This is a genomic window from Streptomyces sp. NBC_00425, from assembly GCF_036030735.1.
Classification (GTDB): domain Bacteria; phylum Actinomycetota; class Actinomycetes; order Streptomycetales; family Streptomycetaceae; genus Streptomyces.
Genome location: NZ_CP107928.1, coordinates 2816843 through 2841956 on the forward strand (window position 1 = coordinate 2816843; position 25114 = coordinate 2841956).

19 protein-coding genes and 3 pseudogenes are annotated in these 25114 nt (G+C 69.9%); 9 read left to right on the forward strand and 13 right to left on the reverse strand.

Annotated elements, in window-relative coordinates; genetic code table 11:
- Positions 1-7: 7 nt before the first annotated feature.
- Together OHS82_RS11730 and OHS82_RS11735 are read right to left on the reverse strand one after the other, a co-directional pair.
- Entirely contained in the window at positions 8-922 is a 915-nt protein-coding gene (locus OHS82_RS11730; protein WP_199863696.1) for a carbohydrate ABC transporter permease, read from the reverse strand.
- Positions 919-1914, reverse strand: coding sequence for an ABC transporter permease (locus OHS82_RS11735; RefSeq protein WP_328433835.1), 996 nt, complete (start codon positions 1912-1914; stop codon positions 919-921). Before OHS82_RS11735 ends, OHS82_RS11730 begins: the two co-directional genes overlap by 4 nt.
- A gap of 279 nt (positions 1915-2193) precedes the next feature.
- Here OHS82_RS11735 and OHS82_RS11740 point away from each other — a divergent pair, with 279 nt between their 5' ends.
- Positions 2194-3186 (forward strand): acetylxylan esterase, encoded by a 993-nt coding sequence (locus tag OHS82_RS11740; protein WP_328433836.1) that lies wholly within the window; start codon positions 2194-2196, stop codon positions 3184-3186.
- Positions 3187-3826: 640 nt separating this feature from the next.
- On the opposite strand, the gene OHS82_RS11745 is transcribed toward OHS82_RS11740, so the two are convergent.
- The 3 genes and pseudogenes from OHS82_RS11745 to acnA all read right to left on the reverse strand — a co-directional run bounded on the left by OHS82_RS11745 (position 3827) and on the right by acnA (position 9062).
- Entirely contained in the window at positions 3827-4903 is a 1077-nt protein-coding gene (locus tag OHS82_RS11745) for a lytic polysaccharide monooxygenase auxiliary activity family 9 protein (RefSeq protein WP_057575685.1), read from the reverse strand.
- Positions 4904-5604: 701 nt separating this feature from the next.
- Positions 5605-5895, reverse strand: a pseudogene (locus tag OHS82_RS11750) (carboxymuconolactone decarboxylase family protein); the annotation flags it as partial.
- A gap of 449 nt (positions 5896-6344) precedes the next feature.
- Positions 6345-9062, reverse strand: coding sequence for an aconitate hydratase AcnA (gene acnA, locus OHS82_RS11755; RefSeq protein ID WP_057575683.1), 2718 nt, complete (start codon positions 9060-9062; stop codon positions 6345-6347).
- A gap of 673 nt (positions 9063-9735) precedes the next feature.
- On the opposite strand from acnA, the gene OHS82_RS11760 reads away from it, so the two are divergent.
- The 3 genes and pseudogenes from OHS82_RS11760 (at position 9736) to OHS82_RS11770 (ending at position 12314) form a co-directional block, all read left to right on the forward strand.
- Positions 9736-9936, forward strand: a complete 201-nt coding sequence (locus tag OHS82_RS11760) for a DUF4236 domain-containing protein (RefSeq protein ID WP_079041024.1) — start codon at positions 9736-9738, stop codon at positions 9934-9936.
- 64 nt (positions 9937-10000) lie between these two features.
- Complete coding sequence (locus OHS82_RS11765; protein WP_057575682.1) at positions 10001-11530, forward strand: UDP-N-acetylglucosamine 1-carboxyvinyltransferase; 1530 nt, start codon at positions 10001-10003, stop codon at positions 11528-11530.
- A gap of 392 nt (positions 11531-11922) precedes the next feature.
- Positions 11923-12314, forward strand: a pseudogene (locus OHS82_RS11770) (hypothetical protein).
- 65 nt (positions 12315-12379) lie between these two features.
- Here the strand turns inward: OHS82_RS11770 and OHS82_RS11775 are convergent.
- Complete coding sequence (locus OHS82_RS11775; RefSeq protein WP_328433837.1) at positions 12380-12664, reverse strand: hypothetical protein; 285 nt, start codon at positions 12662-12664, stop codon at positions 12380-12382.
- Between OHS82_RS11775 and OHS82_RS43510 the strand changes: the two genes are divergently transcribed.
- A complete protein-coding gene (locus tag OHS82_RS43510) occupies positions 12557-12835 on the forward strand; it encodes a transposase domain-containing protein (RefSeq protein ID WP_443042335.1) in 279 nt (92 codons plus the stop codon). The genes OHS82_RS11775 and OHS82_RS43510 overlap by 108 nt on opposite strands.
- Positions 12836-12946: 111 nt before the next feature.
- Here OHS82_RS43510 and OHS82_RS11780 read toward each other — a convergent pair whose 3' ends face one another.
- The 3 genes from OHS82_RS11780 to OHS82_RS11790 all read right to left on the reverse strand — a co-directional run bounded on the left by OHS82_RS11780 (position 12947) and on the right by OHS82_RS11790 (position 14812).
- Positions 12947-13375 (reverse strand): hypothetical protein, encoded by a 429-nt coding sequence (locus OHS82_RS11780; protein ID WP_057575678.1) that lies wholly within the window; start codon positions 13373-13375, stop codon positions 12947-12949.
- 127 nt (positions 13376-13502) lie between these two features.
- Positions 13503-14408 (reverse strand): hypothetical protein, encoded by a 906-nt coding sequence (locus OHS82_RS11785; RefSeq protein ID WP_328433838.1) that lies wholly within the window; start codon positions 14406-14408, stop codon positions 13503-13505.
- A 125-nt stretch (positions 14409-14533) separates the two neighbouring features.
- Complete coding sequence (locus OHS82_RS11790; protein WP_328433839.1) at positions 14534-14812, reverse strand: RICIN domain-containing protein; 279 nt, start codon at positions 14810-14812, stop codon at positions 14534-14536.
- Between the two features lie 785 nt (positions 14813-15597).
- Here OHS82_RS11790 and OHS82_RS11795 point away from each other — a divergent pair.
- Positions 15598-15888: a hypothetical protein gene (locus OHS82_RS11795; RefSeq protein ID WP_328433840.1), complete on the forward strand. Its 291-nt coding sequence runs from the start codon at positions 15598-15600 to the stop codon at positions 15886-15888.
- Positions 15889-16662: 774 nt separating this feature from the next.
- Here the strand turns inward: OHS82_RS11795 and OHS82_RS11800 are convergent.
- Complete coding sequence (locus OHS82_RS11800) at positions 16663-17088, reverse strand: DUF6299 family protein (RefSeq protein ID WP_057575666.1); 426 nt, start codon at positions 17086-17088, stop codon at positions 16663-16665.
- 229 nt (positions 17089-17317) lie between these two features.
- Between OHS82_RS11800 and OHS82_RS11805 the strand changes: the two genes are divergently transcribed.
- Positions 17318-17512, forward strand: a complete 195-nt coding sequence (locus OHS82_RS11805; protein ID WP_057575664.1) for a DUF5999 family protein — start codon at positions 17318-17320, stop codon at positions 17510-17512.
- A 256-nt stretch (positions 17513-17768) separates the two neighbouring features.
- On the opposite strand, the gene OHS82_RS11810 is transcribed toward OHS82_RS11805, so the two are convergent.
- Entirely contained in the window at positions 17769-18170 is a 402-nt protein-coding gene (locus OHS82_RS11810) for a RidA family protein (protein WP_057575662.1), read from the reverse strand.
- Between the two features lie 290 nt (positions 18171-18460).
- Positions 18461-19576: pseudogene (locus tag OHS82_RS11815) on the reverse strand (acyl-CoA dehydrogenase family protein); the annotation flags it as partial.
- Between the two features lie 365 nt (positions 19577-19941).
- Here OHS82_RS11815 and OHS82_RS11820 point away from each other — a divergent pair.
- Together OHS82_RS11820 and OHS82_RS11825 are read left to right on the forward strand one after the other, a co-directional pair.
- Positions 19942-21546 carry an AMP-binding protein gene (locus tag OHS82_RS11820; RefSeq protein WP_057575660.1) on the forward strand — a complete coding sequence of 535 codons (1605 nt, stop codon included), beginning with the start codon at positions 19942-19944 and terminating at the stop codon, positions 21544-21546.
- A gap of 15 nt (positions 21547-21561) precedes the next feature.
- Entirely contained in the window at positions 21562-22374 is an 813-nt protein-coding gene (locus OHS82_RS11825; protein ID WP_328433841.1) for a PaaX family transcriptional regulator, read from the forward strand.
- A 124-nt stretch (positions 22375-22498) separates the two neighbouring features.
- Here the strand turns inward: OHS82_RS11825 and OHS82_RS11830 are convergent, their stop codons facing one another.
- Entirely contained in the window at positions 22499-24760 is a 2262-nt protein-coding gene (locus OHS82_RS11830; protein WP_328436054.1) for a bifunctional salicylyl-CoA 5-hydroxylase/oxidoreductase, read from the reverse strand.
- Positions 24761-25114: the final 354 nt, after the last annotated feature.

Below are 25114 nucleotides of genomic sequence, written 5' to 3' on the forward strand. Positions count from 1 at the left end.
ACGGATCTCAGCCCTTGACCGCGCCGAGCATCACGCCCGAGACGAAGAAGCGCTGGACGAACGGGTATACGCAGAGGATCGGCAGGGAGGTCAGCACGATCGTGACCGCCTGGATGTTCGCCCCGACCTGGCTCAGCTCTTCCGTGGCGGCACCGGCGTTTCCCCCTGTGGTCGCCCCCGCGATGAGGTTGCGCAGATAGACGGTGACCGGCATGAGCTCGGTGCGGTCCATGTAGAGGTAGGCCGAGAACCACGAGTTCCAGAACGACACCGAGTAGAAGAGGACCATCGTCGCGATGACGGCCTTGGACAGCGGTAACACGATCCTGAGCAGAATTCCGTATGTGCTCAGTCCGTCGATCTCGGCTGCTTCCTCGAGCTCGGTCGGAAGGCTCTCGAAGAAGGCCTTCATCACCAGCAGGTTGAAGACGCTGATCGCGTTCGGCAGGGCGATGGCCCAGACGGAGTTCTTCAGGCCGAGGCTGGTGACCAGGACGTAGTTGGGGATCAGCCCGCCGGTGAAGAACATGGTGAACACCGCGACACCGACGAGCAGGCCTCGTCCCTTGAGGCCGGGCTTCGACAGGACGTAGGCGTAGCACGTGGTCAGAACCATGGCGAGGACCGTGGAGACGACCGTGTAGAAGACGGTGTTGCCGTAGTTTCGCCAGAACATCGAGTCCTGGAACACGATTCTGTACGTGGTGAGGTTGAATCCCTTCGGCCACAGGGCCACTTCGCCGGCCCTGATGTGCCCTTCACCGCTGAAGGACCGGGCGATGATGTTGACGAAGGGGTACAGGGTCACCAGGACGACAAGGGTGAGAATCACTCCGTTGACGCCTTGGAACACACGGTAACCGCGCGTCGGCTGGTTGACGGACGTGCGCGGACGCCGGGCACGGGGCGTCAGAAGGCTCACCACAGGCTCGTCCCCACGGTGCGGCGCGACAGCTGGTTCGCGCTCGTGATCAGGACGAGGCCGATGATCGCTTCGAACAGGCCGATCGCGGCGGCGTAGCTGAAACTGTTGGACTCGACGCCGGCGCGGTAGAGGTAGGTGGAGACCACGTCGGCCGTCGGATAGGTCAGGGGGTTGTACAGCAGCAGGACCTTCTCGAATCCGACCGCCATGAACGTGCCGATGTTGAGGATCAGCAGCGTGATCATGGTGGGACGGATGCCCGGCAGCGTGACGTGCCAGATCTGCCGCCAGCGGCTCGCGCCGTCGATGCGGGCAGCCTCGTAGAGGTCCTCGTCGATCGTGGTGAGCGCGGCGAGGTAGAGGATCGTGCCCCAGCCGGCGGTCTGCCAGATCTCCGAACCGACGTAGACCGTGCGGAACCAGCCCGGCTCCTGGATGAAGCGCACCGGGTCATGGCCGAGCAGGCCCAGCGCATGGTTGACCGGACCGTCCGTGGCCAGCATCTGCAGGGTGATGCCCGCAACGATCACGATCGACAGGAAGTGCGGAAGGTACGAAACCGATTGCACGAATCGTCGCAGGGAACGCCGGCGCACCTCGTTGAGCAGCAACGCCAGGACGAGCGGCAGGGGGAAACAGAACAGCAGCGTCAGCCCGCCGAGCCACAGCGTGTTGCGGAAGACCTGCCAGAAGGTGGGGTCGGTCAGGAACATCCGCACATACCGCAGCCCCACCCACTGCTCCCCCAGGATCGAACCGCCCGGCTCGAAGCGGCGGAAGGCGATCACGTTGCCGACCATCGGCAGGTAGCGGAAGACCACGAAGAACAGCAGGGGCAGGACGGCCAGCGAGTACAGCTGCCAGTCCCGGCGCCATGCCCTCCGCCAGCCGCGGCGGGCGGTGGGGCGCGAGGAGCGGTTCAGGGCCTTCGCAGCGGGGTCGGGGTCCTGGGTGTCGGGGGGTGGGGCCGATGTGGTGGAGGTGCTCATGCTCGGGCCTCCCGGGGCGTTCTCGAAACACTCGGATCTCAACGCGGGATCTCGAAACTTTCGTGCCCTTACCGGTAACTCTGCGGAAACGTACGGGGTCCCGGAAAGCGCTGTCAATGGGTGCTGCACAGCGGACTGGTGGGACCTCCTGCGGCGTTGAATCCCCTGCGGGCCGGGGTAGATCCTGTGCGTGTGCAGTGCAGCGAGTGCTACCGTTCTTCGCAAATTTCTGGATGACCAGCGCAACAATCGTCGGACCACCCCGCGTGAGGAGCCCTCGTGCCCGCGTTCGACCTGCCGTTACAGGATCTGGAGCGCCATCGCCCCGAACCCGACGAGCCCGCCGACTTCGACGTCCACTGGGCTGCGGCCCTGAAGGACGCGGCGCAGCGGGACCCGCTGGTGTCGGTACGACCTGTCGAAACCGGTCTCCGACTGACGCGGACCTGGGACGTGACGTTCCGGGGCTACGCGGGCGATCCGATCCGGGCCTGGTTCAGCCTCCCGGCCGGTGCGCGGAAACCGTTGCCCGCAGTCGTCGAGTACGTCGGCTACGGACGCGGACGCGGTCTCCCTCATGAGCGGCTGACCTGGGTGAACGCGGGCTACGCACATCTGTTGATGGACAACCGCGGCCAGGGCGACCAGTACGGCAACGGGGGTGACACCCCCGACCCGCACACCGTCGTGTCCGGCGGCCCCGGGCCGGTCGTCCGCGGCCTCCTCTCCCCGCCGGACTACTACTACCGACGCCTGATCACGGACGCGGTGCGCGCAGTGACGGCAGTACGGTCACTGCCCGGCGTCGACCCGGTGCGCACGGCCGCCGTCGGAAACAGTCAGGGCGGCGGACTGGCCCTTGCGGTCGCGGGCCTGGTCCACGATCTGACGGCCGTCCTCGTCACGGCGCCGTTCCTGTGCGGGATGCGGCGGTCGCTGGAGCTCACGGACGCGGGGCCGTACGGCGAGATCGCCGCCTACCTCTCCGTCCGTCGGGGGTGTGAGGAGACCGCTTACCGAACGCTTTCGTACGTGGACGGCGTGTCCTTCGCCCGCCGCGCACAGGCCCCCGCCCATTTCGGTACGGGCCTGCGCGACACGGTCTGTCCGCCGAGCGGGGTGTACGCGGCGTTCAACCGGTACGGCGAACTGAGCAGCGGCGGGCATTCCTGCAAGGAGATCCACGCCTATCCGTTCAACGGTCACGAAGGAGGTGAGGCCGAGCAGGTACGACGACAACTCAGTTGGCTGGATTCCCAGTTGGCCCACTGATCGCCGTCCGGTCGCGGTGCCCGGCCGGAGCAGGTCCAGCGGCTCGCTGACCGGACGGGCGAGCTCGATCCGTCGACGCCGCTGCTGCTGCCGCCGGCCGTATGGCGGCTCGGATACCCGTTTGTCATGTCGGCGCGCATCGAACAGCTCCGGAGACAGCAGCCGGTCGGTCTGTGCGCCACGGCCGGCCGGGCGGCCGTGGCCGGATGCGTGGCCGGATGCGCAAGCACTGTGAACCCCGGTGGCCCCTGGGGGCTCCTCCCGTCGGAGGTGCCCGGCCATTTGAGGCACGCTCACCGTGCCGGTGCCGGTGCCCGCGCGCGTGCCGTCTGCGGACCAGCTCGCCGACCGGAAGCGCAGCAAGGTGCTCGTGCCCACCGGCCATTGGGCCCGGTGCAGGACAGCCGCTCCGCGGAGCCGATTCGGAACCCCGGACCGACCCGCCCGACCCGCCCGACCCGCCCGACACATCTGGCCCGTCTGGCCCGTCACGGCCACCTCGGCGAGCAGCGCGGGGCCCGTGGGCAGTCCCGCCCCACGATGTCGGAGCCGGTGGGCGCGGCTCACCGCCCACCGGCTCCGCTCGGAGCAGTCCGCTCGGAGCAGTCCGCTCAGAGCAGTCCGCTCAGAACTGTTCTCGTCAACCGACTCTGCAGGGAAGGCTCGTAGCGCTGTCACCTCCCGCGCCTGAGGCCACGTATCCGAACGTCGCGCTCTGGCCCGGATTCAACGAACCGTTCCAGTCGGCGTTGTGGACCATCACCGCCTGACCGTTGTAGGTCGCGTTGCCGCTCCAGAGGCTGACCACCGACTGACCGCCGGGCAGCGTCCAGTCGACCATCCAGCCGAGCATCGGGACGTCACCCGAGTTGGTGACGGTCACCTCCGACTGGTAACCGCCGTTCCAGCTGTTGGTGGTTCTGCGGGACGCCGTGCAGGTGCCGGGAACCGGCTCGCTGGGGTTGCCCGGTTCGTGGATTCCGGTCACTTCACCGTTCCCGCCGTCGAAGACGACGTCGGAGCAGGAGTAGAAGGTCTCGGCGCTGTCGGAACGCTGCCAGACCATGTAGATGATGTGGCGGCCGGACTTGTTGGCCGGGAGCTTACCGGTCCAGGAATAGTTGGCCTCGACCGTGCCGGGGCTTCCGTGGAGAGGCGGGTGGTCGACGGAGAGGAAGGGCCGGTCCTCGATGTCGTTCCAGCCGAGCGTCCGGGTCGGGTCGAAGCCGTCCTTGGTGACGTAGACGTAGAACCAACCCGGGTGCGCCGCCCAGGCGTTGTAGGAGAAGTCGACGGTCGCACCCGACGTGAGGTGAGTGAGCGGCCAGTCGTTCCGGGCGGCGTTGAACCCGGTGAAGTTGGGGTTGCCGCCGCTGCACAACTGACCGTCCGGTACGAAGCCGCGGGTGCGGCCCGCCCCGTCGGAACGCAGCACGGAGAACCAGTTGTAGAACGGTGTGGTGCCGCTTACCTGTTGCGCGTTCTTACAGGCCGGATTGATGGGCTTGATCTCACCGGTGTCGGTCAGCGCGTCCTGCCAGCACAGGAAAGTGCGGCTGGCGGGTTTCATGGGGGTTCCGTGGGCCTGGGCCTCACCGCCGGCGGTCACGATCAGACCGAGTGCGGGAACCGTGGCCAACAGGGCCAGGAGGACGAGGAGGAGGGCTCGGGTGCGTAGGCGCGACCTCGCACCCGACCTCGAGATTGGCGTGATCATGACAGTTTTCATGCTCAATGAGTCCGCCTTCCGTGTACGGACCGTGCATGCAGGCGTGCACTGCGGATGCGGGGACGGGTAACGCGGTTCGACAGGGGTTCCAGGACGTTGCGGGTCGGATGTAGCGCCGTCCTGGCATGTCGGCTCGGCGAAGCGGGAGCGTCCCGGCCCGGTCCGGCGGGTTCCGGTCCGCCGGACGCGAACGGTGTGGGAGCGCTCCCACTTCACCTGTGGCGGAAGGTAGCGCTGCGCGGCCCACTTGTAAACGGTGAGCACAGCCTTTCGCGCATACGCAGAGAACTTTCAGTGAATTGAGCCGGCGCGTGTCCGAGAAGTCGGTGATCCGACTCGCGGTCCAAAGGCAGGCCGGCCCTTTGCTGTAGGGCCGGCCTGGCCTGCGGAGCCCGCTGCCGGTGGCTGCCGTTCGAAGCCCTCCCCCGCCGGGCGCGGGAAGGAAGCGGCACGCGTGGTTCCTCGTCCGACGGTCCCCCTTCGCCGGGTGCTCCGGCTGTGCCGTTCCCGGAGCACCCGGGCTGCAGCTACCTCATGAGATCGACCGGTTCGTCGAGTCGCGTCAGCTTGTGCGGGTTGGACGTCGCGTAGATGCGGGTGACGCGACCGTCCTCGATCACGAGGCTGACCGTGGCCTCCGCGGCGTCGGACGCGATCCTGATCGCGGGGGCCGCGTTGAGACATACCGTCACCTGGCTCGCCTTGGCCAGATCCAGGTTCTCGTTCTGCGCCTGGAAGTAGCCGACGTCCGGGCACCAGCTGCAGCCGACCTGCGATGCGACAGCCATGTGCGCGAACGATTTCAGGCCGGGTTCGACCGCCTTCCACGCCCCGACCTTGAGCCCGAGCTCCAGGTTGTCCTGGGCCACCCGGGGGCTGTGCCACAGCACCTCGACGTTCTCGGGCACGGCCCCCAGCTGCTCGATCATGTTCTCCTCGAGCTCGGCGGGAAGCTCGGCCTTCGGCAGGCGCAGTGTCATGATGCCTCTCCCTGTTCGGGTCCTTGTAGCGAGTTCCGGCATGAAGACACCGCCCGGCCCACGCGCGTGACACCGGTCGCCGCACCGGCGGATCCCACGACCGTCCGCGTGGCGCTGCCTCGTCACGGGACCCGTCGGCCGGCCCGTCGGCGCGACGGGCACTGAAGACGCCGTTTGCCGCAACAAGCAGTCGGTGCTGATGCCGGACCGACGAGTACGGCGAAGGGCCGCACCCCCGTCACCGGGGATGCGGCCCTCGAGCAGCACTTGGCACGCGTTCCATCGGCTGTTTCCGTTGCCGAACCGCTTGCTGTGCCTGTCGCTGACGAATCAGCTTGCCGAACCGTTTGCTGCGCCTGTTACCTGCAGATCAGCTTGCCGAACCGCTTACTGCGCTGCGCCTGTTACCTGCGGCTCAGGTTGCCGAACCGCTTACTGCGCTGCGCCTGTCACTTGCGGATCAGGCTGCGCAGCACGTACTGCATGATGCCGCCGTTGCGGTAGTAGTCGGCCTCACCGGGGGTGTCGATGCGGACGACCGCGTCGAACTCGACGCCCGTGTCGGTGGTGACCTTGACCGTGCGCGGCGTGGTGCCGTTGTTGAGCTCCTCGACGCCGGTGAAGGAGAAGGTCTCCTCGCCGGTCAGACCGAGGGACTCTGCGGAGGCGCCCTCCGGGTACTGCAGCGGGAGCACGCCCATGCCGATGAGGTTCGAGCGGTGGATGCGCTCGTACGACTCGGCGATGACGGCCTTGACGCCGAGCAATGCGGTGCCCTTGGCGGCCCAGTCACGGGACGAGCCCGAGCCGTACTCCTTGCCGGCAAGGATGGCCAGCGGGACGCCCTGCTCGATGTAGTTGCGGGAGGCGTCGTAGATGAACGACACGGGGCCGTCGGCCTGGGTGAAGTCGCGGGTGTAGCCGCCCTCGGTGCCCGGCGCGATCTGGTTGCGCAGGCGGATGTTGGCGAACGTGCCGCGGATCATGACCTCGTGGTTGCCTCGGCGCGAGCCGTAGGAGTTGAAGTCACGACGCTCCACACCGTGCTCGGTGAGGTACTTGCCGGCCGGGGTGTCGGCCTTGATGGCGCCGGCCGGGGAGATGTGGTCGGTGGTGACCGAGTCGCCCAGCTTGGCCAGCACGCGCGCGCCGGTGATGTCGGAGACCGGGGTGGTCTCCATCGTCATGCCCTCGAAGTACGGGGGCTTGCGGACGTAGGTCGACTCGGCGTCCCACTCGAAGGTGTTGCCCGTCGGGATCGGCAGCGCCTGCCACTGCGCGTCGCCCGCGAAGACGTCCTGGTAGGACTTGTTGAACATGTCCTCGCCGATGGCGTTCGCCACGACGTCGTTGACCTCGGCCTCGGAGGGCCAGATGTCCTTGAGGAAGACCGGGTTGCCGTCCTGGTCGATGCCCAGGGCGTCCTTGGTGATGTCGACCTTCATGGAACCCGCGAGGGCGTACGCGACGACCAGCGGCGGGGAGGCCAGGTAGTTCATCTTGACGTCGGGGTTGATGCGGCCCTCGAAGTTCCGGTTGCCGGAGAGGACCGAGGTGACGGCGAGGTCGTGGTCGTTGACGGCCTTGGAGACCTCCTCCGGCAGGGGGCCGGAGTTGCCGATGCAGGTGGTGCAGCCGTAGCCGACGAGGTTGAAGCCGACCTTGTCGAGGTACGGGGTGAGGCCCGCCTTGTCGAAGTAGTCGGTGACGACCTTCGAACCCGGGGCGAGGGTGGTCTTGACCCACGGCTTGCGGGTCAGACCCTTCTCCACGGCCTTCTTCGCGACGAGCGCGGCGGCGACCATGACGTACGGGTTGGAGGTGTTGGTGCAGGAGGTGATGGCCGCGACCGTCACCGCGCCGTGGTCGATCTCGTAGGTCGAGCCGTCGGGGGCGGTCACGGTGACCGGCTTGGACGGGGCGCCGTTCGGGGCGACGGCCGGGGCGTCGGAGGCCGGGAAGGACTCCTTGCCCGCCTCGTCGACCTCGTCGACGTAGTTGCGTACGTCGGTCGTGAACTGCTCGGCGGCGTTCGCGAGGACGATGCGGTCCTGCGGGCGCTTCGGGCCGGCGATCGAGGGCACGACGGTGGACAGGTCCAGCTCGAGCTTCTCGGAGAAGTCCGGCTCGGCCTTCGGGTCCAGCCAGAGGCCCTGCTCCTTGGCGTACGCCTCGACGAGCGCGACCTGCTGCTCGGAGCGGCCGGTGAGCTTGAGGTACTTCAGGGTCTCGTCGTCGATCGGGAAGATCGCGGCGGTGGAGCCGAACTCCGGCGACATGTTGCCGATGGTGGCGCGGTTCGCGAGGGAGGTGGCGGCGACGCCCTCACCGTAGAACTCGACGAACTTGCCGACGACGCCGTGCTTGCGCAGCATCTCGGTGATCGTGAGGACGAGGTCGGTGGCGGTGGTGCCGGTGGGCAGCTCGCCGGTGAGCTTGAAGCCGACGACGCGCGGGATGAGCATCGAGACCGGCTGGCCGAGCATCGCGGCCTCGGCCTCGATGCCGCCGACGCCCCAGCCCAGCACGCCGAGGCCGTTGACCATGGTGGTGTGCGAGTCGGTGCCGACCAGGGTGTCGGGGTACGCCTGGCCGTTTCGGACCATGACCGTGCGGGCCAGGTGCTCGATGTTGACCTGGTGCACGATGCCGGTGCCCGGGGGGACGACCTTGAAGTCGTCGAAGGCGGTCTGGCCCCAGCGCAGGAACTGGTAGCGCTCCTTGTTGCGGCCGTACTCCAGCTCGACGTTCTGCGCGAACGCGTCGTTGGTGCCGAACTTGTCGGCGATGACGGAGTGGTCGATGACCAGCTCGGCCGGGGAGAGCGGGTTGACCTTGGCCGGGTCGCCGCCGAGCTCCTTGACGGCCTCACGCATGGTGGCGAGGTCGACGACGCAGGGCACGCCGGTGAAGTCCTGCATGATCACGCGGGCGGGCGTGAACTGGATCTCCTGCGACGGCTGGGCCTGCGAGTCCCAGCCGCCGAGGGCACGGATGTGGTCGGCGGTGATGTTCGCGCCGTCCTCGGTACGGAGCAGGTTCTCCAGCAGCACCTTCAGGCTGTACGGAAGGCGAGCCGAGCCTTCCACCTTGTCCAGCCGGAAGATCTCGTACGACTCGTCGCCCACCTGCAGCGTGCTGCGGGCGTCGAAGCTGTTCGCCGACACGACAGTCTCCTTCATTGATGTGCGCGTACCACCGCATCCTGCCGTCACGCGGACTTGGCCGATCAGCTCAGGGCAAGCTAAGTTAGGCAAGCCTTACTGGCGTGGCGGCTGCGGTGCGCCTCGGCAGATATCTCGATGTCGAGATAACTCTAGTACATGGGCGCGGAATGGTCATGCCCGGGCTCGCCACCCCCGCCGGAGAGGGCGGCATTCCGCGCTCCACCCGCCACGCCGACCGCTCCCTCCGCGGGGGCACGAGTCTGCCGCCGGTGACGCGCGAGCCGCCCGTGATCTCCGCCACGCACCGGGCGCACGCCGGGCGGGAGGCCGGAAGCAGCCGCACGGACTCCTCTTCGGCGGCGGTCACCGGGCGACCACCGGCGATCACCGACGAACCCCGCCTCGCCACGAACAGGCCCTCGGTCGACCACGGACGCCTGACGCGACCAGCCCCTGCACAGCGCCCGCCGGGGGCGACGGAGGCCTCCGGGAGCATCTCGAGTGCGCAGCAGGCGCGTTGGGCAGGCAGGTTGGGCGGGCGGGTTCGGCGGGCGGCGCGTTGGGCAAGGGCGTCGAGCGAGCCTACGGGCGCGACGCCCGGCCTCCCCGGTCATGGGTCCGCCGAGCCGGGGTAGACGTCGCCCAACGGACGCTTCGCGACGAAGGAGGCTCGATGCCCCTCACTTTCCGCAAGAGTTTCCGCATCCTCCCCGGGGTGCGACTGAACATCAACCGGCACTCCTGGTCGATCACCACCGGCGGCGGTCGGCACGGACCGCGCCAGACGCACAGCAGCACCGGACGCCGTACGACATCGATGGATTTGCCCGGACCTTTCGGATGGCGCCGTACGCGTCGCGCCAAGCGGCATTGACGGCACGTCACCCGAACGGCCCCCTCAAGAGGCACCATCTCATATGTGAGATAACCTCAGCCTCATGGCAGACGACTACCTCGTACGCATCGGCAAGCTCATCCGTGACGCCCGGCAACACCGTGGCTGGACACAGGCACAGCTGGCCGAGGCGCTCGCAACCAGCCAGAGTGCCGTCAACCGCATCGAGCGGGGCAACCAGAACATCAGCCTTGAGATGATCGCTCGAATCGGTGAAGCCCTGGACAGTGAGATCGTCTCTCTGGGATACGCGGGGCCGATGCATCTGCGGGTCGTGGGCGGCCGGCGGCTGTCCGGTGCGATCGACGTGAAGACCAGCAAGAACGCGTGCGTGGCCCTGCTGTGCGCCTCGCTGCTCAACCAGGGGCGCACGGTGCTGCGTCGGGTCGCCCGCATCGAGGAGGTCTACCGGCTGCTCGAGGTCCTCAGCTCCATCGGCGTACGGACGCGCTGGATCAACGGCGGCGTCGACCTCGAGATCGTGCCGCCGGCCGAGCTGGACATGGCGGCGATCGACGCCGAGGCCGCCGTGCGCACGCGCTCCATCATCATGTTCCTCGGTCCGCTGCTGCACCGCATGACCCATTTCAAGCTGCCCTACGCGGGCGGCTGCGACCTCGGCACCCGGACCATCGAGCCGCACATGATCGCCCTGCGCCGGTTCGGTCTGGACGTCGCGGCGACGGAAGGGCAGTACCACGCCGTCGTCGACCGCGCCGTCCGCCCGGACCGGCCGATCGTGCTGACCGAGCGCGGGGACACGGTCACCGAGAACGCGTTGCTGGCGGCAGCGCGGTACGACGGGGTAACCGTCATCCGTAACGCTTCCTCGAATTACATGGTCCAGGACCTGTGTTTCTTCCTGGAGGCCCTCGGCGTCCGGGTCGAGGGCATCGGCAGCACGACGCTCACCGTGCACGGCGTGCCGAACATCGACGTGGACGTGGACTACTCCCCCTCCGAGGACCCGGTCGAGGCGATGAGTCTGCTGGCCGCCGCCGTCGTCACGGAGTCGGAGCTGACGGTGCGGCGGGTGCCCATCGAGTTCCTGGAGATCGAACTGGCGGTCCTGGAGGAGATGGGCCTCGATCACGACCGCACGCCGGAGTACCCGGCCGACAACGGCCGCACCCGGCTGGTGGACCTCACGGTACGGCCCTCCAAGCTGGAGGCGCCGATCGACAAGATCCACCCGATGCCGTTCCCCGGCCTGAACATCGACAACGTCCCGTTCTTCGCGGCCATCGCGGCCGTCGCCCAGGGCAAGACCCTCATCCACGACTGGGTGTACGACAACCGCGCCATCTACCTGACGGACCTCAACCGGCTCGGTGGGCGTCTGCAACTCCTCGACCCGCACCGGGTGTTGGTGGAGGGCCCGACGCGCTGGCGCGCCGCCGAGATGATGTGCCCGCCCGCCCTGCGCCCCGCGGTGGTCGTCCTGCTGGCGATGATGGCGGCGGAGGGCACGTCCGTGCTGCGCAACGTGTACGTCATCAACCGCGGTTACGAGGATCTGGCCGAGCGGCTGAACTCGATCGGCGCGCAGATCGAGATCTTCCGGGACATCTGAGGGTCGCGAGGAAAAGCACCGCCGCACCCCTGCTGAGCTGCATGAACGCGGGGCAGGAAGGGAGGTGGCGGTGCCTCTGGGACTTTTCTGGGACTTTTGGCCGGGCCCGAAAGGCTTCCGGTCGCCGCGTACTCGACATAATGCGTCATCGGAGGGGTGCCGGCCTGAGCGAGTCACGGAAAAGGCCGGTCAAGGACCTGTTTCTCGGCTCGCTGCCCCGCGTGCGGGCGCCCAGCGCGTCAAATGAGCGGTCATGCCGACAGTCCGCGCCTCCCACTCAGGGCAGAACACGCTCCACAACCAGCTCACCCAGCACGGGTCCGCGCTGCTCACTCCAGACGCCAGCTCGCACATCATGGCCCGCACGACTTTCCGGCCGCCACAATGGAGTCATGTCCTCCAGCCCACAGCACCATGCCCCCGCGCCGATGGACCTCTCTGACGCGGACGCCGAGGACCTCGCGTTGTACCGGGAGAAATTCCGGCGGCGTCTGCCGGAGTCACTGGACGAGTTGCACGGCCCGACCCAGGGGTCGTGGATCTGCCGCTGCACATGGCCTGGTCTGGGATGACGTCGTACGACTTGGGCAAGCCGCGCCAGCGGACGGGGCTGTACCGCACTGTTCTGCACGAGGGCCTGCGGGACGACCTGCCCCGCTGCCTCAACCAGGATCTACTCTTCCAACTGTGGCCGGTGCTGCGCATACTCGTAGGCCGCACCGTGCGCGCCGTATGGGAAGACGCCTTCCCCCAGCTCGCCTCCCGCACCCGGGCAGCCGCGTGACGGACATGCCGGAGCTGCACACGCGCCGGCGGTGCGGAGTCCCGCCCTGCGGTCCGCCCCGCTACTCAGGCCGGGCGGGCGGGTTGACCGGCAGCCTGGTGGCCTCCTCGAAGGTCTCCTCCGCTCGGCGGTAGGACAGCCTGGAGCGCCGACAGCACCCGGGGATCGGCCGGGTCGGTGAGCAGCAGCCGCAGGTCGTCCTCGACCGCGGCGGCGACCTCGTTGAACTTCCGGCGGGCATCATGGTCTACTTCACACTCGCGCCGGCGCTCTTCCACCAGGACTCCTACGACGATGTGGCCGACCATCTGGTGGGTGGCATACCGGAGTTGAGCTGCTGCTTCCCGCACAAGGCGTCGTTCACGCGGGCCCGGGAGCGTCTGGGCCGGAGGTTTTGGAGCGGCTCTTCCAGCGCCTGGCAGGCCCACTGGCCCCGAGAGGGCCGGTGGGCGGCTTCCTGCTGGATGTGCCGGACAACGAGGCCGGCTGCCACGCTTTGGCGAGCCGAAGGACTCCAGTAGGAAGCCGGGCGGGTTTCCGCAGGTGCGGATGGTGACGCTTACCGAGACCGGCACGCATGCCTCCATCGACGCGCGGCTGGGCGGCCCTGACAAGGTGCTGATCACCGTGCTCTACCTGCGGCAGGTCTGTTCCCAGAAGGTCTTGTACGACATGCTCGCCCTCAGCGACCGCACCATCAGGGCGCTGAGATCCTTCTCGTTGCTGTCGCGGTCATGGAGGCGTACGGTCACGCCCTTCTCGGCGGCCTCGCGGACCGCGGTGTCGAAGGGCTTGGAGAGGATGCGGTAGACGTCCGGGGAGGCTTCGTCCTCGTCGAGGACCAGGGTTCGGTACATGGGGGTGTCGTCCTCCGGGCCGCCGATGCCGGAGTCACCGGTGCCGCCGCCCTTCGGCTGGGTGCCGTGGCAGGTTGTCGAAGGGCTCGACACGGCTTCCACGGTCTGCGCGCCGACCGTCGAGCCCTGGAGTCCGCCGAGAGCCGGGACCGCGACCGTCACGGCCGCGATCGCGCCGGGCCCGGTGGGTGTTCGCTTGGCCATGTCTCCCTCCGGTTCTTCGCCCCGTGTGGGGTCGCCCGGGTCGGCGGGACCGCGATCGGTACTGAGACTTTGGAGAAGGGCGCGGCGTTCGGCCCGTGGTCCGGAGATCTCCACGCCTTGCCCGCTCTCACCCCTTCCGCCGCGTTCCAAAGGTCGTGCGGGGGTTGCGCCTCTTGAGCCTCGCCCCCCTCCGTAGGTCGCGGGCAGCCGGGGTCAGGCGCCAGTATCCGTACGGGTTGTGGAAGAAGTCGTCGTCCTCGAACCGTTCGCACTCCACACGGTTCATGATCCAGCGCGTGGCGTCCTGCGCGATGCGGAAGCCCTCGCCGTTCTGGACGCCGTGGTCCGGCTGCTCGGTCAGCAGGTAGTACGACGCGATCTCCATGGTGGTCACCCACTCCCACAGCAGCTCCGGCTCGGGCACCGCGGTGCTTTTGGGGACCAGCTCCAAATCGGCCTCGCCCAGGAGGTGCATGCCGCAGCTGTAGTAGACCTCCCCGTCGTGGATCACCGGCACGACCCACGCCCGGACGAGAGCGCCGACCAGGTCGTGCGCGGTCTCGGCGGCCGCCGCCTCGCTCGCCAGGGCCAGCCACCGCTCCCGACCGCGGGCCACCCCGCTGGACTCGTTCTTCACCGCGGTGGCTCCGCTGGCCAGCAGGGCCGCGGTGACGGCCAGCGCCCGGCGGGACACATCGAGGCCGGTGGTCTGGGAGACCGGCGGTGACAGGACATAGGCGACCGAGTCGTGTGCGTCCACCGCGGCCCAGTCGTCGTCGCCGAACTCGTCGACGCCGGTGGCCCGGCGGGAAGCCACCGCGACGTCGAACGCCTCACGCATCCGGGGGTCAGGCTCCCGCTGGAACTCGTCGAGCGTGAAGTCCCCCGCGCCTGCCTCCTCGACCACCCGGCTGATGACATCGGGATCCAGGCCCACGCCGACCGCGCACAGCACGTGCCTCGGCGTCACACCGGACGCCGGGACCACGAAGCGCGTGCCATCGATGACGTGTCCTTGCCACACCTTGCTCATCTGCCCAGCATCGCAGATGTGCGTACGACGTTGTGATCCCTGTGGCACCAACAGACAGCGTGGTCCGGCCCGTTCACGCGGTTCCCCTCGTCCCCGGAAAAAGCAGGGGCGCGGGGAACGGTCGGTCACGTCTGGCCCCACCTTTGGTTGTCCTGACCGTCGCAGGTCCACAGGACGCGCTTCGTGCCGTTGGCGTGGTCCGCGTTGTAGGCGCCCAGGCAGATACCCGAGTTGACGTCGACGATCGTGCCGTTGGAGGTGCCGCGGTCCCAGGCGTACGGGCTTTCGGACTTCCCGGCACGTCTCGCGGAGGGGAACGTGCCGTTCTCGTGTGCACCGGCTCTCGATCCGGTGCTGTCCGGTGCGGTGAGCGACTTCTGCAAGGTTGTGAGCAGGAGGCCCATTTCCAGGCCGTGTGAACGTGGATGCCGAGGAGTTCCGCGAGAACCGGGGAGGGCAGTTGTCCTGCCAGGGCGGTCAGCGCAGCGCTGCGGGCGGGAATGGTGTGGAAGCCGTGGCGTCGCATCAACAGGCTGTAGCCGGCGGTGCTGAGGGGCTGGCCGGGAACTGTCCCGGGGAAGAGCCAGGTCCTCGCTGACGGGCTGACGGCCATCGAGGCTGCCTGGTGAACATGGTCGGCGAGTCCGGTCACCAGGGCGGCTGGCCGGGGCGGAACGAACAGTGGTCGGCGACCGAGGCTGAGGTGGACGCCGTCGATGTCGCGGCGGATGTCGCCCGTGGTCAGGAGCCGCACGGTGGCGGCGGGCATGCCATAGAGCAGGGTGAGCGTTCTGCCGACGCGGACCCGCAGACCCGCAGACCCGCAGGGGCAGGTCACAGTCGTTCAGGCATCGGCGTAGCTCCTGGCGGCGCTGGTCCTCGGTGAGGATCAGGGTGTCGGGCACCGCGGGGGACGGCCGGATGCAGAGCTCGTCGGTCAGGCCACGCTGGTGGGCCCAGGTCAGGAACGAGCGGATGCCGCGCCGGCGCCGGGGTCCAGAGGTCAGCCTGCGATCGAGGCTGTCCTGTGTGACGGTGGCCAGGTTGAGCTGTTGTTCATCGAGCCGGTCCAGGAACGACAGGATGAGGGTGACATGGCCGTGGATGCGGCCCCAACTCCTGGGCGTGGTGCGCCCTTTGGATACCCGATGGCGCGCTTGGCGCGCAACAGAAGCCAGTATGTGCACGGGTGAACGAGGCGGGCATGGGCCGGCGGCCGGTCGACCAGGATCCGCTCCAGCCATGGAGGGATTCGTTCGAGCCCTTCCTCCCGGGGTTCGAGCACGGCGGTGTGGGCCAGGAGGGCACGCACGTAGCACTCGTCGCGGCCGGCAGGGAGGGTGTCGAGGAGGTCGTGGGTCACGCGCTTGCCGGCCGCGGCGAGTTCGGCGAGGAGTCGGGCGCTGATGCTGCTCTGCAGCCAGCTGATGATCCGCACTGGGTCGTCGTCGGCCTCCAAAGAGTGCAGCAGCGGCAGTAGCTGTGGTCGCGCAAGGCCGACCGCCAGTCACCCGGCGCCCGGTCCGCAGGACCTTCACCAGCCGCAAGCCGTTCCAAAAGCGCGCGTTGGCGTTCACTCAGCGCGGACACCGATGGACGATCGTCGCCCCGCACACGCTGCATAGTGCCGAAAGAGTGGCCGTGGGCAGTGGGAGTTCCCTGGGACTTTTCTGGGACTTCCGGCCGCATCAACGAGTAAGCGCATGAAACAGCTGAAAGACCATTACTACAGGTCAGCGACCTGCAACCGGTCATCGCAGCAGGTCACCGCGTCCGCTGGTCCCTCCCGGGACATCTGAGGCCCTCGGCGGAGTGCCGCCGAGGCCCCCCGACTGCGGCTCTTCCGCGGAGTGCCCTTCGAGATCGTCACCGACGAGTCCGCGGCGGCGCTCGCGCCGGGCAGTGCCGCGGCGCAGCCCGGCACTGCGCTCATGCCCGCGCAAGCACTGCGCGTCTTCCATCCGCCCTACGGCAGGGATCGAGGGCCGCGGTCTCGTCGACCGGCATCCGCGGACCATCTCGCTGCCCGACATCAACCTGCCGGTCGACGGCATCCACCTGGGTCACGCACGCCTCGTCCAGGCGCGCGAGGACGAGCGCGTCGTGGTCCGCCTGGACGCCGGCACGTCCCTGTCGATCATCAGTTCCCCCGTCGGCGGCACGGCACCCTGGGACGGTCGCTGGGCCGCCCCGGGACGCCTGCCCCGCCGTCGCCGTCGGCGAACCCGCGACGGCCGCACGGAAGCCTTCGGGATCAGCTCTCGGTCAGCGTGACCTCCCGCTTCTGCGTCGCGTGGAAGCGGGGCAGGGGCAGGCCGCCGTCGGGACGGAGTTCCATCAGGGTGGCCTCGACCCGTGCCGCGCCGGGGGCGAGGTCGTTCGGGGTCGCCTTGCCGGTGTTCTTCCAGGTGTGCTCGACGCCGTCGCACACGGCACGGGTGCCGCCGATGCCGTGCGTGACGTTGGAGTCCTGGCCTACCGAGGAGCTGAGGAAGACCGGGCCCGTGTCGGCGACGCAGCGATAGGTGCCGGAGAGCGTGACGGTGCCGTCGGCGGCGATGCGGCCGACCGGGTCGACCGTGACGGACTCCGTCGGGTCGGCGACGGCGACGACCGCGGGCGCGGCCAGCAGAAGCAGGGCGGCACCGGCGGCCGCGGACAGGGCGGGGCGCAGGAACATGGCAGAACCTCCTGTTGTGGGGGCTCCACTGGTACCGGGCGCATGCCTCCGGGGCGGTGATCGTCACTCCTTCGGTGGCGAGTCCGCACCGGTCGTCGACGTACGGTCCGGGAGTTGTCCTGGTGCTGTCACGCTTTCGGGCGGGCCCTGGCGACGGCTCCCGGCCGGGCGCATGGTCTACCCATGCGGGCCGACCGGACGGCCGACCCCGCCGACGTGGAGGTGCGCGATGTGTTCCCACCAGCTTCCCGGCGCTGCTGCCGACGCCCGTCCCGTGCACGTCGTCGCCGCCCACCCCGAGCAGGGCTGGAACCTGCTGTGCGACGGCACGATCGTCTTCGACGACTCGGGCGAACTGCTGCCCGACGGCCGTGTCGTGGCCCCGCATCGCGTGACGGTGCACCAGCTCGCCGTCGCGGCCTGACCCACCCGGCCCGACCCGCCCGGTCGATCCGCCCTGTCGATTCGATCCGCCCTGTCCGACCTACCCGGTCCGAGCCGTTCGGTCGATCCCCCGGGTCCGCCCCACCGAGCCGGGCCCACCGCGCCCGACCCACCCGGTCCGAGCCGCTCGGTTGCCGCGCTCGGCCTGACCCCCTTCGCCCGCCCTGCGTCGGTCGCGAGCGGGGCCGGTCGGCGGTCCGCCGGTCGCGGGGGTACGTCGGCGGTCGTGAGCCCGGTCAGTGGTCCAGCACCGCGAATCCGTCCAGCTCGACGAGTGCCTGCTCGTCCCAGAGCCGGACGATTCCGATGACCGCCATCGCCGGGTAGTCGCGGCCTGCGGACCGCCGCCAGATCGCGCCCAGTTCGGCGGCGTGCTCACGATAGGCGGCGACGTCCGTGACGTAGACGGTGACGCGCGCCAGGTCGGACGCCGTGCCGCCGGCCGCCGTCAGCGCGGTCAGCAGGTTCGTGAGCGCCCGCGCGAACTGTTCCGGCAACGACTCCCCCACGACGCTCCCGTCGGCGTCCAGCGCGGTCTGGCCGGCCAGGAAGACGATGCGACTGCCGGTGGCGACGACGGCGTGGGAGAAGCCGGTGGGCGGCGAGAGCCCCGGCGGGTTGACGCGCTCGGCTGTCACTCGGCCTCCCGGTCGACTCGCTCGGGCTGGGAGGCGTGCGGCGACCGGTCGGCCCGCACCGTCGCCCGTCCGCCTCTCTCGTTCTCTTCGGCCCGCGCGATCAGGTCACCCCGCGCGACCGGATCTGCCTGCCCGATCGGATCTGCCTGCCCGATCGGGTCTGTCTGCCCGATCCGGCCTGTCTGCCCGTTCCGCTCCGCCTGCGTGATCCCGTCCGGAGGGTCGGCGGGGGCGTCCGGACTCACCGGCCCGGTGTGCCCGGTCCGGTCCGCGTGCTCCGCCCGCTGTGCGAGATCCGCGTACAACTCCTTTGCGATGATGCCGCGTTGCACCTCGCTGGCGCCCTCGTAGATCCGTGGTGCGCGCACCTCCCGGTAGAGGTGTTCGAGCAGGTGGCCGCGGCGCAGGGCGCAAGCGCCGTGGAGTTGGACGGCCGCGTCGACGACGTACTGCGCCGTCTCGGTGGCGAGCAGCTTGGCCATCGCGGCGCGCCGGGAGACGTCGGGGGCGGCGGCGTCGTACGCGGTCGCCGCCGCGTGGACCATCAGCCGGGCCGCCTCCGTGCGCAGCGCCATCTCGGCAACCTGGTGCGAGACCGCTTGCAGGTCACGCAGCTTGCCGCCGAACGCGTCACGTCGGGCGGTGTGGGCGAGCGTGGCGTCGAGCGCGGCCTGTGCCATGCCGACGGCGAACGCGCCGACGCTCGGACGGAACAGGTCCAGGGTGCCCATGGCGACGCGGAAGCCGCGGTCGGGCTCGCCCAGCACGTCGTCCGCGGTGACCGGGACGGCGTCCAGGCGGAGGGCGCCGATGGGGTGCGGGGAAAGCATGTCGAGGGCGGAACCGGTGAGGCCGGGGCGGTCGGCGGGGAGCAGGAAAGCGGTGACGCCCCGCGCTCCGGCCCCGGGGGTGGTACGCGCGAAAACGGTGTAGAAATCGGCTTCCGGCGCGTTGGAGATCCAGCACTTCTCGCCGGTCAGCCGCCACCCGTCCGCTCCGTCGCACTCGGCGGCCAGTGACAGCGCGGCCGCGTCCGAGCCGGCGCCCGGCTCGCTCAGCGCGAACGCGGCCACCGCGGTGCCCTCGGCGACGTCGGGCAGCCAGCGGCGGCGCTGGGCGGCGGTGCCGTGGGCGTGGACCGGGTGGGCGCCCAGTCCCTGCAGCGCGAGTGCCGTCTCGGCCTCGGTGCAGGCGTACGCGAGGGATTCGCGCATCAGGCAGAGGTCGACCGCGCCGGAGGTGAACAGCCGGGACAGCAGCCCCAGGCGGCCGAGTTCGGCGACGAGCGGACGGTTGACGCGGCCCGGCTCGCCCTTCTCGGCGAGCGGGCGCAGCCGGTCGGCGGCCAGCGCGCGCAGTTCGGCGCACCAGTCGGTCCGTGCCGGGTCGATCGAGAACGCGGGCATCGTTGCGGGCATCGCCCTTCCCCTCTGCCGTGAATGGTGCGCGCGGTCGCGGCACGACCGTCGCGGCCGTCCGCTGCCGGTCCGTGCAGCCGCAGTCCTCATGTGTCGGCCTCGGCCTGCCGGCTCGTCCGTACGGCCCGGTCCTCCCACGTCCGGGGGGGGGCCGACCGTGTGGCCTGCCGGCTCGTCCGGGCGGTGCTCCCGGACGGTCCGCACGGTCGCGCCGTCCGCACCTTCTCCGACGGTATCGCGTACCGTTGACTGTCGTCACCAACGCGATACGCTCGTTGCGCGATCCCACGACGACGACCGCCCTCCAGGGCAGCCCAGCCGGACAGTCCATCCAGGCAAGGGGGCGAACACCCATGAACGTCTCGGCCCACGTCGACACCTTCGCGCGCGACCACCTCCCGCCGCCCGGCCACTGGCCCGAGCTGCGCTTCGAGCTGCCCGGGCTGAACTACCCCGACCGGGTGAACTGCGCCGCCGAGCTGCTCGACGGGGCCGCACCGGAACGGCCCGTGTTCCACACCGCGTCGGGGCCGTCGTGGACGTACGGCGAACTGCGTGCCCGTGTCGACCGGATCGCGCATGTGCTCACCAGTGACCTGCGGGTCGTGCCCGGCAACCGGGTGCTGCTGCGCGGGCCCACCACGCCGTGGCTGGCGGCCTGCTGGCTGGCCGTGCTGAAAGCGGGTGCGATAGCGGTTACCGTCCTCGCCCAGCAACGACCGCACGAACTGCGCACCATGTGCGAGATCGCGCGGGTGGGGCACGCGCTGTGCGACATCCGGGCCGTCGACGACCTCGTCAAGGCGGAGGCGCCCGGCCTGCGGATCACGACGTACGGCGGCGACGGCCCCGACGATCTGTTGAACCGGCCGTCGTCGGCGGAACCCTTTCGGGCTGTCGAAACCGCTTCCGACGATATTGCGCTGATCGCGTTCACCTCCGGCACCACCGGTCGTCCCAAGGGTTGTCTGCACTTCCACCGGGACGTGCTGGCGATAGCCGACACGTTCTCGGAACACGTCCTGAAGCCGCTTGCGGACGATGTCTTCGCGGGCAGCCCGCCGCTCGGCTTCACCTTCGGGCTCGGCGGCCTCGTCGTCTTCCCGTTGCGGGCCGGGGCGAGCGCGCTGCTGCTGGAACAGGCGGGCCCCCGGCAACTGTTGCCGGCGGTCGCCGCGCACCGTGTGTCCGTGCTGTTCACCGCGCCCACCGCCTATCGCGCGATGCTCGACGATCTCGGCGACCACGACGTGTCGTCCCTGCGGCGCTGCGTCTCCGCCGGCGAGAACCTGCCCGCGGCCACCTGGCGTGCCTGGCACGAGCGGACCGGTCTGCGGCTGATCAACGGCATCGGGGCCACGGAGCTGCTGCACATCTTCATCTCCGCCGCGGACGAGCGGGTACGGCCCGGCACCACCGGCGTTCCGGTGCCCGGCTGGCACGCGCGCGTGCAGGACGCGTCCGGTGCGCCCGTGCCGGACGGCGAGCCCGGACTGCTCGCCGTGCGCGGCCCGGTGGGCTGCCGGTACCTGGCCGACCCACGACAGCAGCAGTACGTGCGGGACGGCTGGAACGTCACCGGTGACACCTACGTCCGCGAGTCCGACGGGTATTTCCGGTACGTCGCCCGCGCGGACGACATGATCATCTCGGCCGGGTACAACGTCTCCGGGCCCGAGGTCGAGGAGGCGCTGCTGCGTCACCCCGACGTCCTCGAGGCGGCGGTCGTGGGACGACCCGACGAGCGCCGTGGGCAGTCGGTGGTCGCGTTCACCGTCCTGCGGGAGGGTGCACGGTGTGACGCCGAGACCCTGCGCGCCTTCCTCAAGGAGGAGCTCGCGCCCTACAAGTGCCCGCGCGAGGTCGTCTTCCTGGAGGCGCTGCCGCGCACGGCGACCGGCAAGCTCCAGCGCTTCAGGTTGCGCGCAAGCGGTTGCACCGAAGGTGACCAGCCGTGATGCCGAAGACTTAAGATGATCAACGTGTCCGACCAGCCCGCACCTCGGTCTCTCATCGTCACGCTCTACGGCGCGTACGGCCGCTTCGCCCCAGGGCCCGTGCCCGTCGCCGAGCTGATCCGGCTGCTCGCCGCGGTCGGCGTCGACGCGCCCTCCGTGCGCTCGTCGGTCTCGCGGCTGAAACGCCGTGGGCTGCTGTTGCCGGCACGCACGGCGCAGGGTGCGGCCGGCTACGAACTGTCCGTCGAGGCAAGGCAGTTGCTGGAGGACGGCGACCGGCGCATCTACGCCACGACGCCTCCCGCGGACGAGGGCTGGGTGCTGGCGGTGTTCTCGGTGCCCGAGTCGGAGCGGCAGAAGCGGCATGTGCTGCGGTCGCGGCTGGCGGGGCTGGGGTTCGGCACGGCGACGCCCGGGGTCTGGATCGCCCCGGCACGCCTGCACGACGAGACCCGGCACACGCTCCGACGGCTGCACCTGGACTCGTACGTCGACCTGTTCCGGGGCGAGCATCTCGGCTTCGCGCCGACCGTCGAGGCCGTCGCCCGCTGGTGGGACCTGGCGGCCATCGCCAAGGAGCACGAGACCTTCCTCGACCGCCACGCGCGCGTGCTGCGGGACTGGCGGCAACGGCCGGACACCCCGCCCGAGGAGGCCTACCGCGACTACCTCCTCGCGCTGGACTCCTGGCGCCATCTGCCCTACGTCGATCCCGGCCTGCCCGCCCGGCTGCTGCCGCGGGACTGGCCTGGCACGCGTTCGGCGGCCGTCTTCCAGGAGCTGCACGAGCGACTGCGGGACGCGGGAGCGGAGTTCGCCGGGGTGTGAGCCCGGGCTCGGCCCGGGCTCGGCCTGGCTCGACCCGGCCCCGGGCGAGGTCGGTGCTGACCGGTCCGACCCTGCTCGGTCCGACCCTGCTCGGTCCGGCCATGCTCGGCGCAGGCCGCCGGTCTCATCTTCCCAGGCTCAGGCGGGGTTTGGGTGCGTCCGCCCGGCCGGTGCGCGGGGGTCTGCTGCCCGCACGGTAGGGCGCGGGCCACTCGGCGCCCGGGCCGGAGTAGCCCTGCTCGGCGGCCGCGTGCAGGGTCCAGTTCGGGTCGTAGAGGTGGGGTCGGGCGAGGGCGCAGAGGTCCGTACGGCCCGCGAGGATCAGTGAGTTGACGTCGTCCCAGGAGGAGATCGCGCCGACCGCGATCACCGGGACGCCCGCCTCGTGGCGGATGCGGTCGGCGAACGGCGTCTGGTAGGAGCGTCCGTAGTCGGGCCTTTCCTCGGCCACCACCTGTCCCGTGGAGACGTCGACGGCGTCGGCGCCGTGCTCGGCGAACGCGCGGGCGATGCCGACGGCGTCGTCGGCCGAGGTGCCGCCCTCGGCCCAGTCGGCGGCTGAGATACGGACGGTCATGGGTCGCCGGTCCGGCCACACCTCGCGGACCGCGTCGAAGACCTCGAGCGGGAAGCGCAGCCGTCCGGCGAGAGAGCCTCCGTAGGCGTCCGTGCGGAGGTTGGTGAGCGGTGAGAGGAAGCCGGACAGCAGGTAGCCGTGCGCGCAGTGCAGTTCGAGGAGATCGAAGCCGGCTCGGGCGGCCCGGCGAGCGGCGGTCGTGAACTGTTCGCGCACATCGCGGAGTTGGCCGCGGCTCAGTTCGCGCGGCGTCTGACTGCCCGGCTTGTACGGCAGGGCCGACGCGGCCACGAGCGGCCAGTTGCCGTCCGGCAGTGGTTCGTCCATGCCCTCCCACATCAGCCTCGTCGAGCCCTTGCGCCCGGAGTGGCCGAGCTGCACGCCGATCGCGGCTCCCGGCGCTTGCGCGTGCACGAAGTCGGTGACGCGCCGCCAGCCGTCGGCCTGCCGGTCGGTGTAGAGGCCGGTGCAGCCGGGTGTGATGCGGCCCTCCGGGGACACGCACACCATCTCCGTCATCACCAGTCCGGCTCCGCCGAGGGCACGGGCGCCGAGGTGGACGAGGTGGAAGTCGCCGGGGAGACCGTCCACCGCCGAGTACATGTCCATGGGGGACACGACGACCCGGTTGCGCAGGGTCAGGCCGCGCAGCCGGAACGGGGTGAACATCGGGGGCGTTGCGGGCGGGCAGCCGAACTCCCGCTCCACGGCCACGGTGAAGCGGGAGTCGCGCAGCCGCAGGTTGTCGTGGGTCACGCGGCGGCTGCGGGTGAGCAGGTTGAAGGCGAACCTGCGGGGCGGCTGACCGAGGTAGAGGCCGAGGTTCTCGAACCATTCCAGGCTGGCGCGGGCAGCCCGCTGGGTGGAGGCGACGACGGGCCGGCGTTCCTCCTCGTAGGCGGTCACCGCCGTGCGGAGGTCGGGGTGTTCCTCCAGGCAGGCGGCGAGCGCCAGCGCGTCCTCGACGGCCAGCTTGGTGCCGGAGCCGATCGAGAAGTGGGCGGTGTGCGCGGCGTCGCCCAGGAGGACCACGTTGCCGTGCGACCACCGTGCGTTGACGACCGTGCGGAAGGTGGTCCACGCGGAGTTGTCGGACTTCAGGGCACGGCCGCCGAGGGCGTCGGCGAAGATCTTGGCGCAGCGTGCGACGGACTCCTGCTCGTCGACTTCGTCGAAACCGCTTGCTCGCCACACCTCCTCACGCATCTCGACGATCACGGTCGAGGCGTCGGCCGCGTAGGGGTAGCCGTGCAGCTGCATCACGCCGTGCTCGGTCTCGGCGATCTCGAAGCGGAAGGCGTCGAAGGCGAGGTCCGCGGCCAGCCAGATGTAGCGGCAGCGGTGGCCCGTCACCCGGGGCCTGAACACCTCCGCGTACGCCTCCCGGGTGGCGCTGTGCACTCCGTCCGCGGCGACGACGAGGTCGTACTCCTCCGCAAGGCGGGCGGGAGCGGGCGCCTGCGTACGGAAGCGCAGATCGACGCCGAGGGAACGGCAGCGCTCGTGCAGGATCTCCAGCAGCCTGCGACGGCCGAGGGCGGCGAAGCCGTGTCCGCCGGAGGTGTGGCGGACGCCGCGGTGGACGATGTCTATGTCGTCCCACCGGACGAAGTCCTCCCGCAGGGAGCGGTACACGGCCGGGTCGGCGTGCTCGATGCCACCCAGGGTCTCGTCGGAGAGGACGACGCCGAAGCCGAAGGTGTCCTCGGGGGCGTTGCGTTCCCAGAGGGTGATCTCGCGGGCGGGGTCGAGGCGTTTGAGCAGGGCCGCCGCGTAGAGACCGCCGGGGCCGCCGCCGATGATCGCGATGCGCCGGGGGCGTCCTGCCGGAGCGGGCGGCTGAGGACGGTCGGACGGGGCGGGTCGCGGGGTGCGGCGGGCCCCCGTGCCGACGTCGCTCCGGAGCGCGGAGGCCGTCGCCGCCGGCGCAGACGTCCTGGCGAGCGTCGTCCCGGAATCCGGTGTCACAAGGGTTGTTGTTTCCGTAACCGGTTCCCCCGCATTTGCCGTTTCCGTAATCGCTTTCCTCGCATGCACAGTTCCCGTAACCGCTTTCCCCGAACTTGTCGCTTCGGAGGCCGGTTTCTTCGAAGGCGTCGTTCGGGAAACCGGTGTCTCGGTATCCGCCGCCTCCGGAGCCGCCGTCCTGGAAACCGATGTCGT

What these genes read in the sequence shown, in the direction of transcription:
- OHS82_RS11780 (WP_057575678.1), bottom strand. Translation starts at nt 13,375, where the DNA reads ATGGCCAAGCGAACACCCACCGGGCCCGGCGCGATCGCGGCCGTGACG.
- OHS82_RS11745 (WP_057575685.1), bottom strand. Translation starts at nt 4,903, where the DNA reads ATGATCACGCCAATCTCGAGGTCGGGTGCGAGGTCGCGCCTACGCACC.
- OHS82_RS11790 (WP_328433839.1), bottom strand. Translation starts at nt 14,812, where the DNA reads ATGGGCCTCCTGCTCACAACCTTGCAGAAGTCGCTCACCGCACCGGAC.
- OHS82_RS11800 (WP_057575666.1), bottom strand. Translation starts at nt 17,088, where the DNA reads ATGTTCCTGCGCCCCGCCCTGTCCGCGGCCGCCGGTGCCGCCCTGCTT.
- OHS82_RS11820 (WP_057575660.1), top strand. Translation starts at nt 19,942, where the DNA reads ATGAACGTCTCGGCCCACGTCGACACCTTCGCGCGCGACCACCTCCCG.
- OHS82_RS11785 (WP_328433838.1), bottom strand. Translation starts at nt 14,408, where the DNA reads ATGAGCAAGGTGTGGCAAGGACACGTCATCGATGGCACGCGCTTCGTG.
- OHS82_RS11760 (WP_079041024.1), top strand. Translation starts at nt 9,736, where the DNA reads ATGCCCCTCACTTTCCGCAAGAGTTTCCGCATCCTCCCCGGGGTGCGA.
- OHS82_RS11735 (WP_328433835.1), bottom strand. Translation starts at nt 1,914, where the DNA reads ATGAGCACCTCCACCACATCGGCCCCACCCCCCGACACCCAGGACCCC.
- OHS82_RS11825 (WP_328433841.1), top strand. Translation starts at nt 21,562, where the DNA reads ATGATCAACGTGTCCGACCAGCCCGCACCTCGGTCTCTCATCGTCACG.
- OHS82_RS11765 (WP_057575682.1), top strand. Translation starts at nt 10,001, where the DNA reads ATGGCAGACGACTACCTCGTACGCATCGGCAAGCTCATCCGTGACGCC.
- OHS82_RS11805 (WP_057575664.1), top strand. Translation starts at nt 17,318, where the DNA reads ATGTGTTCCCACCAGCTTCCCGGCGCTGCTGCCGACGCCCGTCCCGTG.
- OHS82_RS43510 (WP_443042335.1), top strand. Translation starts at nt 12,557, where the DNA reads ATGGTCTACTTCACACTCGCGCCGGCGCTCTTCCACCAGGACTCCTAC.